We start from the raw sequence: 6,839 nt of genomic DNA on the forward strand, positions 1-6,839 counted from the left end.
TGCCTTCCTTGGCCGGTCAGAAGCCGACGCTCCGCTGGCTCGCGTAGAAGACCAGCCGGAACTTGCCGATCTGGACCTCGTCGCCGTTGGCGAGCGGCACCGCGTCGATGCGCTCACGGTTGACGTACGTGCCGTTCAGGCTGCCGACGTCGGCGACGGTGAAGCCGCCGTCCTGGCCGCGACGGAACTCCACGTGGCGGCGCGAGACCGTCACGTCGTCCAGGAAGATGTCGCTCTGCGGGTGCCGCCCGGCCGTCGTCAGGTCGCCGTCCAGCAGGAAGCGGCTGCCCGAGTTCGGTCCGCGGCGCACGACCAGCAGGGCCGAGCCCATGGGCAGCGCCTCGACGGCGGCCTGGGCCTCGGGGGACAGCGACGGGATCGGCGTCTGCCCCGTCGTCTCCGCGTCGTACGCCTCCAGCCCCGAGATGGAGATGGTCGAGGTCGTCTCGGAGGCACGCTCGGCCTGCGCCCCGGGGCGCAGCGGCGCTCCGCAGTTGGAGCAGAACCGGCTCGCCTCGGCGTTGCGGTGACCGCACCTCGTACAGACCGGCAAGGGAACCCCTCCACCCGTGTTCGCGGCCGACGGTCCCTGGGAACCTATGCGGCCGGGCACGGAGGGGTCAACAGAATGGGCACCCGACGCCCCGGGGCCACCGACCTGGTCGCGGAAGAGCGGACGCTCTCCGCCGGCGCCGCTCTCCTCGGGCTGGCGCGGGGCACGGTGCTTCGCCGAGCCGCTGCCGCCCTCCTGGCGTGCGCTCTTGCCGAACAGCTTTGCAAACAACTTCACGGGCGATTCCCCTTGAACGAAACAGACCCGCCCGTGGGGCAGGACGAACCCTCGATGCACACACCGGCCGATCCGGACATCCTGTTAACGTCCGTGGCCTCCACACAGTTTCCACCACGCACCACCCGTACGGTGCGCCGACCCCCCGCTACCTCTTGCCCGACCCGGGGCGCTCCGCCACGTCGCCGGCTCACCGCGATGACGACCGAGCGTAGTCAGGCCGCTTCGCCGCCCGCAAGGCGTCCACGATGATCTTCTCGTCACGGCTCACAGACACAGTGGCCTGCTCCTTTTCCAAAGTCTGCACCACACCGCCAGGGATGTTCAGCGCCGGTTCCAGGTCCTCGGGCTTGCCGATCACCTTGAAACGGTACGGCTGGGTGACGCGTTTGCCGTCGACCTCCACGCCGCCACGGACGTCCGACAGGTACGAATCGGCCACGATCCGTACGTCGTTGATCTGAATGGCCTCGGCGCCGGCCGCCCGCAACTCCTGGACGGTGTCCAGGAGTTTGTCCGCCTCGACGGAGTGCGTCGGGTCGTTGATGGTGAGGTTGATGCCCGGCCCCTGGGCCGCCACCGTCCCCGCCAGCACGCCGAGCTGCTGCTCCTTCTCCACGGTCTGCTTCCGGGCCTCCTCCGCCTGGTCCGAGCTGTTCTCCAGCTCGGTCTTCTGGCCCTCCAGCCTGCGCTGTTCATCCGTCAGGCGTTGCGAACGGTTGTCCAATTCATCCAGGATGCGCACCAGGTCCTCCTGCCGCGCACCCCGTAGTGCACTGTTGTCACTCGTGGAACGTACCTGAATTGCCAGGCCGAGTCCGAGAATGAACAGCAGCAGGGCGACGATCAGTTGGGCCCGGGTCAGCCGCGGCGGCCACAGACCGGCCGCCAGACGCTGCCGCCCGGTCATCTCCGGCTCCGGCGCGCCGGGCCGCGCCCCCCGTTCGGCGCCCGCCGGAGCCTCGTCCGCGGCGTGCTCCGCGTCGGCCTGCCCGGCCTGCGACCGGCTCTCCGGGGGCATCGGCCGCCGGTCGGCCGGCCGGTCCGTCCCGCCGGACGGCTCCTTGCCCGGCTCCAGCGGGGCCCGGCCCGCTCCCGGCGCCGTCCCGTCCCGCTCGGGGTTCTCGTCCGTAGCCATCGGCATCAGGCCCTGAAGACGTGCCGGCGGATGGCCGCGGCGTTGGAGAAGATGCGGATGCCCAGTACGACGACCACACCGGTGGACAGTTGGGCGCCGACGCCGAGCTTGTCGCCGAGGAAGACGATCAGCGCGGCGACCACCACGTTGGACAGGAACGAAACGACGAAGACCTTGTCGTCGAAGATGCCGTCCAGCATCGCGCGCAGACCGCCGAAGACGGCGTCCAGCGCCGCCACGACAGCGATCGGCAGGTAGGGCTCGACCACCGTCGGCACCACCGGCCGGACCACAAGCCCGACCACGACTCCCACGATGAGGCCCAGTACGGCGATCACGATGTGCCCTTCCCTGTGTCGGCGCCACCCGCGGCACCGGCCTTCGGCTGTGCTGTACGTACGATCAAACTGGGCGCGGGCGGCAGCGTGACCTCGTTCTCGGCGGAAATCTTCGTACGGATGCCGTAGTTCTTGCGCAGCACGTCCAAGTACTGACCGTCCGCACTGTCCTGGAACGCGGTCGCGAGCTTGTGCCCGTCCCCCACCGCCAGCACCGTGTACGGCGGCACCAGCGGCTTGTTGTCGACCAGTATGGCCTCTCCCGCGGCTCTGATCGCCGAGAGGGAGGTGAGCCGCTGCCCGTTGACGGAGACCGCCTCGGCCCCGGACGCCCAGAGGCCGTTGACGACCCGCTGCAGATCGCGGTCGCGCAGCCGCCCGGTGTCCGAGAACCCGCTGCTCTCACGCGGACCGCCGCCACCCGACTGCGCCGACTTGGCATCGTCGACGACCAGTTTCACCCCGGGTCCGGTCACCTGCGTCGAGCCGGCCAGCAGCGCCAGCAGCTCGGCCCGGTCGCCGCCGTGCTCCTCCAACGCCTTGCGCTGCATGGCGCCCACATCGTCGCGGAGCGCGTCGACCCGCTTCTGCACCGCGTCGGCGTCGGCCGTGCCGTGCTCGATGCGGTTGATCAGCTCTTCGCGCTCCTTCGCCAGGGTGGGTGCCGATATCCGCGCCTGGGCGGCGCCGACCGTCACCACCACCGTGGCGAGCACCAGGCCCGCCGCCAGCCCCAACTTCGCCCGCAAGGTACGCGGGAGGCCCCGCACCCCCGCCGCCGCCTTGCGCGCCGCCGCTTCCGCGTACCCGTCGTCCAGGGCATGGTCCATGACGTTGGTCAGCAGCGACATCGAGGCATCCGGGCGCGCGGCCTGGTGGGGGGTGCTCCGATCGGGGCGCTGCTGCGACATGCCGCACATCGTCGCACGTCGGCGCCGTAGTCGCCCAATGGCCCCACCGGCGTGCCGAATCGCGGCACGCCGGTGGGGTCACGGAACGGTACGGACGCGGTCACGCCCGCCGGGGATCAGCGGCCCGCGCTGTCCACCACCGCCGACCACTCGTCCAGCAGTTGCTGGGCCGAGGCGTCGTCCGGGCCCTCCGCCCACAGATGGGTGACGGCCTCCGCCGGGTCCGGCAGCACCAGCACCCAGCGTCCGTCGGCCTCCACCACCCGTACGCCGTCGGTCGTGTCCACCGACCGGTCGCCGGCGGCTTCCACCACATGGCGCATGACCAGGCCCTTGACCGCCCACGGCGTCGCCAGGTCCCGCTTGAGCACATGCGCCCGCGGGATGCGCGCGTCGATCTGGCTGAGCGTGAGCTGCGTCCGCGCCACCAGCCCGATCAGCCGCACGAACGCCGCCGCGCCGTCGAAGACGCTGCTGAACTCCGGAATGATGAATCCGCCACGGCCGTCACCACCGAAGATGGTGTCGTCCCCGCGGCCCACCCGGGTCAGGTCGTCGGGCGAGGTGGTCGTCCACTCGACCTGGGTGCCGTGGTAGGCGGCCACCTGCTCGGCGATACGGGTCGTCGTCACCGGCAGCGCCACCCGGCCGCTGCGCCGTTCGGCGGCCACCAGGTCGAGCATGACCAGCAGCGCCCGGTCGTCCTCGATGATCCGGCCGCGCTCGTCGACCAGCGACAGCCGCTCACCGACGGGGTCGAAGCGCACCCCGAAGGCGGCCCGCGCGGAAGCCACGATCTCTCCGAGCCGCACCAGCCCGGCGCGCCGGGCGTCGGCGGTCTCCGTCGGCCGGGACTCGTCCAGGCCTGGGTTGATGGTCAGCGAGTCGACGCCGAGCCGCCCCAGGAGGCTGGGCAGCACCAGGCCGGCGCTGCCGTTGGAGGCGTCGACGACCACCTTCAGTCCCGCCTCGCCGATGCCCTCGGTGTCCAGCGACCTGAGCAGCGACCCGGTGTACGAGTCGTAGACGCTGGAGGGGAAGTGCAGGTCGCCGATCTCGCCCGGGAAGGCCCTGCGGTACTCCTGGCGCGCGTAGACCCGGTCCAGCTTGCGCTGGCCCGCCAGCGAGAGGTCGGCGCCGCGCTCGTCGAGGAACATGATGTCGACGGAGTCCGGTACGCCCGGTGTCGTACGCACCATGATGCCGCCGGCACTGCCCCGGGCCGTCTGCTGCCGGGCGACCGGCAGCGGCACGTTCTCCACGTCCCGTACGTCGATGGCGCTGGCCTGGAGCGCGGAGATCATCGCGCGCTTGAGCGCCCGCGCGCCCCGGGAGTGGTCACGGGCGATGGTGACCGTGGACCCCTTCTTCAGGGTCGTGGCGTACGCGCCGGCGAGCCGTACCGCGACCTCGGGGGTGATCTCGACGTTCAGGATGCCGGAGACGCCCCGCGCGCCGAACAGGTGCGCCTGGCCGCGGGACTCCCAGATCACCGACGTGTTGACGAAGGCACCGGCCTCGATGGTCTTGAACGGGTAGACCCGGACATTGCCCTGGACAATCGATTCCTCACCGACGAGGCACTCATCGCCGATGACGGCTCCGTCCTCGATCCGCGCCGCCCGCATGATGTCGGTGTTCTTGCCGATCACACAGCCGCGCAGATTGCTCTGCTGACCGATGTACACGTTGTCGTGCACCACGGCCTTGTGCAGGAAGGCGCCGGTCTTGACCACGACGTTCGACCCGACGATGGTGTGCTCGCGCAGCTCCGCGCCGGCTTCGATCTTGGCGTAGTCACCGATGTACAGGGGGCCGCGCAGCACCGCGTCCGGATGCACCTCGGCGCCCTCGGCGACCCAGACGCCCGGCGAGATCTCGAAGCCGTCGATGTCCACGTCGACCTTGCCTTCGAGAACGTCGGCCTGGGCCTTCACATAGCTCTCGTGGGTGCCGACGTCTTCCCAGTAGCCCTCGGCGATATAGCCGTAGACCGGCTTGCCCTCCTTCATGAGCTGCGGGAAGACATCACCCGACCAGTCCACCGGGACGTCGGGGTCCACGTAGTCGAAAACCTCGGGCTCCATGACGTAGATGCCCGTGTTCACCGTGTCGGAGAAGACCTGACCCCAGGTCGGCTTCTCCAGGAAACGCTCGACCTTGCCTTCCTCGTCGACGATCGTGATGCCGAATTCCAGAGGATTGGGGACCCTCGTGAGGCAGACGGTGACGAGCGCGCCCTTCTCCTTGTGGAAGCGGATCAGGTCGGTGAGATCGAAGTCGGTGAGCGCATCTCCGGAGATCACGAGGAAAGCGTCGTCGCGGAGCGCCTCCTCCGCGTTCTTCACGCTGCCGGCCGTCCCCAGCGGCTTTTCCTCGTTGGCGTAGGTGAGCTCCATACCGAGCTCTTCACCGTCACCGAAGTAGTTCCGGACGAGCGACGCCAGGAATTGCACGGTCACTACGGTCTCGCTGAGCCCATGCCGCTTCAACAGCCGCAGCACATGCTCCATGATCGGCCTGTTGGCCACGGGCAGCAGCGGCTTGGGCATACTCGACGTCATGGGGCGAAGGCGGGTGCCTTCACCACCGGCCATCACAACGGCCTTCATGTCGGAAGCGTCCTCCTCGAAACAGACGACGGTCCAGCCGACTTCGCCCGTCCGGGAGAGTTTCCGTTCTCCGTCTTCGCACCCGGTCGGGCCGGGCGCGAAGACTTACGGCGAGTTCAGTCGGCCTTGGTGTCCACCTTGATGATCCGGCGGACCTGGACCACATAGAGAATCCCTGCCCACCAGTACAGTGCTGTACCCCATCCGGCGAACGCCCATCCGAAAATCTCAGCGAGCGTGTGGAGCCAGCCTTCTCCGTCGCTGAGCAGCAGCAACGGGAACGCGTACATCAAGTTGAATGTAGCCGCCTTCCCCAGGAAGTTCACCTGGGGAGGCCCGTACTTGTGCCGGGCGAGGGCCGCGACCGCGATCAGCAGCATCAGTTCCCGCGCCAGCAGGGCCGCGGTGACCCACAGCGGAAGGATTCCGCGCCAGGTCAGGCCGACGAGCGTGGAGAGGATGTACAGCCGGTCGGCGGCCGGGTCGAGGATCCGGCCGAGGCTGCTGATCTGGTTCCAGCGGCGGGCCAGCTTGCCGTCGAGGTAGTCACTGACGCCGCTCAGCGCCAGGACGAGCAGGGCCCAGTACTTGGTGTCCGGGCCGCCGAACTCCTTCCAGAGGATCAACCACAGGAACACCGGCACGCCGACGAGGCGAGCCATGCTCAGAATGTTCGGGATGGTGAGGACACGATCCGTCTGGACGCGCGTCTCCTGGACCTCCACCCGGGGGCCTCCTGTGGGAACGTACCGACGATGCCCCCTGACCTTACCTGGCCGTCCCCGCCCGGCACACCGCGGGTCCCCTGTCCGGATACCGCCGGACAACGTCCCAAATAGCCGGTGAGCTGCCTGCCGGCCTCGCCGGGAAACTTCCGGTATCGCCGAGAAACTTCCGGCCCCGGTGCGCAAACGCAGAAAGCCCCGCACCATACGGTGCGGGGCTTCCCACATTCAAAAATTGTTCGGCGGCGTCCTACTCTCCCACAGGGTCCCCCCTGCAGTACCATCGGCGCTGAAAGGCTTAGCTTCCGGGTTCGAAATGTAACCG

6 protein-coding genes and 1 rRNA gene are annotated in these 6,839 nt (G+C 69.1%); all 7 read right to left on the bottom strand.

Annotated features, from left to right (window positions below):
• Positions 1 to 16 precede the first annotated feature (16 nt).
• Positions 17 to 862, bottom strand: a complete 846-nt coding sequence (locus ACH4EB_RS33985) for an FHA domain-containing protein (protein WP_398352137.1) — start codon at positions 860 to 862, stop codon at positions 17 to 19.
• A 118-nt stretch (positions 863 to 980) separates the two neighbouring features.
• Complete coding sequence (locus tag ACH4EB_RS33990; RefSeq protein WP_398352127.1) at positions 981 to 1,928, bottom strand: DUF881 domain-containing protein; 948 nt, start codon at positions 1,926 to 1,928, stop codon at positions 981 to 983.
• 5 nt (positions 1,929 to 1,933) lie between these two features.
• Positions 1,934 to 2,266: a small basic family protein gene (locus ACH4EB_RS33995; RefSeq protein ID WP_003984969.1), complete on the bottom strand. Its 333-nt coding sequence runs from the start codon at positions 2,264 to 2,266 to the stop codon at positions 1,934 to 1,936.
• The gene (locus ACH4EB_RS34000; protein ID WP_398352129.1) at positions 2,263 to 3,177 is read right to left on the bottom strand and encodes a DUF881 domain-containing protein; all 915 of its coding nucleotides are present in this window, start codon (positions 3,175 to 3,177) and stop codon (positions 2,263 to 2,265) included. The genes ACH4EB_RS33995 and ACH4EB_RS34000 overlap by 4 nt, the downstream gene beginning before the upstream one ends.
• A gap of 116 nt (positions 3,178 to 3,293) precedes the next feature.
• On the bottom strand, positions 3,294 to 5,789 hold the full coding sequence (locus ACH4EB_RS34005; protein WP_398352131.1) for a sugar phosphate nucleotidyltransferase: 2,496 nt from the start codon (positions 5,787 to 5,789) through the stop codon (positions 3,294 to 3,296).
• 116 nt (positions 5,790 to 5,905) lie between these two features.
• Positions 5,906 to 6,514 (bottom strand): CDP-alcohol phosphatidyltransferase family protein, encoded by a 609-nt coding sequence (locus ACH4EB_RS34010; RefSeq protein ID WP_125057606.1) that lies wholly within the window; start codon positions 6,512 to 6,514, stop codon positions 5,906 to 5,908.
• A gap of 237 nt (positions 6,515 to 6,751) precedes the next feature.
• Positions 6,752 to 6,839 (bottom strand): 5S ribosomal RNA (gene rrf, locus ACH4EB_RS34015); the annotation flags it as partial.

The sequence above is a fragment of the Streptomyces sp. NPDC018045 genome, from assembly GCF_044327445.1.
Lineage (GTDB): Bacteria > Actinomycetota > Actinomycetes > Streptomycetales > Streptomycetaceae > Streptomyces.

Coding starts and splice junctions, on each gene's coding strand:
- ACH4EB_RS33990 (WP_398352127.1), bottom strand. CDS start 1,928: ATGGCTACGGACGAGAACCCCGAGCGGGACGGGACGGCGCCGGGAGCG.
- ACH4EB_RS34000 (WP_398352129.1), bottom strand. CDS start 3,177: ATGTCGCAGCAGCGCCCCGATCGGAGCACCCCCCACCAGGCCGCGCGC.
- ACH4EB_RS34005 (WP_398352131.1), bottom strand. CDS start 5,789: ATGAAGGCCGTTGTGATGGCCGGTGGTGAAGGCACCCGCCTTCGCCCC.